The organism is Deltaproteobacteria bacterium (genome assembly GCA_011773515.1).
Classification (GTDB): Bacteria; Desulfobacterota; Deferrimicrobia; order J040; family J040; genus WVXK01.
In genome coordinates this window covers 64,505-65,364 of the sequence record WVXK01000057.1, presented here as the reverse complement: position 1 = coordinate 65,364, position 860 = coordinate 64,505, and the positions used below count along the sequence as shown (strand labels likewise).

Annotated in this window: 2 protein-coding genes (1 of these 2 cut by a window edge); both read left to right on the top strand. The window is 53.7% G+C overall.

Annotation, left to right across the window (positions count from 1 at the left end):
* On the top strand, nt 1-33 hold the end of the coding sequence (locus GTN70_06185) for an SDR family NAD(P)-dependent oxidoreductase (protein NIO16573.1). Its footprint begins 2,928 nt before the window's first position; 33 of the gene's 2,961 nt are visible here — the last part of the coding sequence; its start codon lies off the left edge, out of view; it ends in the stop codon at nt 31-33.
* A gap of 388 nt (nt 34-421) precedes the next feature.
* On the top strand, nt 422-811 hold the full coding sequence (locus tag GTN70_06180) for a hypothetical protein (protein NIO16572.1): 390 nt from the start codon (nt 422-424) through the stop codon (nt 809-811).
* Nucleotides 812-860 lie beyond the last annotated feature (49 nt).

Sequence of the window (860 nt, the reverse complement as noted above, 5' to 3'; positions counted from 1 at the left end):
GAAGAGGGCAACAGATGCTTTTCGATTGCGTGATCTCGGTTTTTCTGCGTGTTGGTAATGCGGAATGCGGATTTCGGAATGCGGAATAAAGACAGTTTCCGGTTTCCGGTTGAACGCGAAACTCGAAACCGGTTTCTGGGGACCCGGAACTCTGGACCCAGGACTTTTCCTTTTCGGTCCCGTCACTGTCGATTTTCATCTGTTCAGCGCGGCTTGCAGTTTCCAGGCCGAATCAGAGACAATAGTACCCGTGAGGCTTTCGGAAAATACGACATATTATCTGATCCGGATGGGGAGCGCCTGGATAAAAAGGCAACGGGAGCAGTATCATCCTCGCGGGAAGCCACTTCCTCCCGAAACACGCGCTTCTCTTGCGCCATTCTTTATCCCGGAAACGCTCGAATCCGTCAGGATCGTGCGTGTGCCCCTCATCGAAAATCCCGCATTCTACGGAACCCTTCTCACGAGCAGAAAGATACCGTTGCTGGACTTTCGCAGGGCGGCGGGCATCGTTTTCGTCGATACGGTACTCCTGAGCAGCAGGTTTCTCAGCGGGCCGCCACCCCTTTCCCTTCTCTTTCACGAAATCGTCCACGTCGTCCAGTACCGCCTTCTGGGCGTCTCCGAGTTTTCCCGCCGCTACGTCCTTGGGTGGGTGGAAAACGGATACCGCTACGAAGCAATACCCCTCGAGCAGCAGGCATATTCCCTCACAGCCCGATACGTTCAAAGCCAGGAGGAATTTTCGGTGGACCTCGAGGTGGAAAAGACGATACCCTCCTGTTCCGGGAAGGAAGAAACAACAGAGTAACGCATCGGTATGGATGGTAATTCGGAATTCGGATTTCGGAATGCGGAAT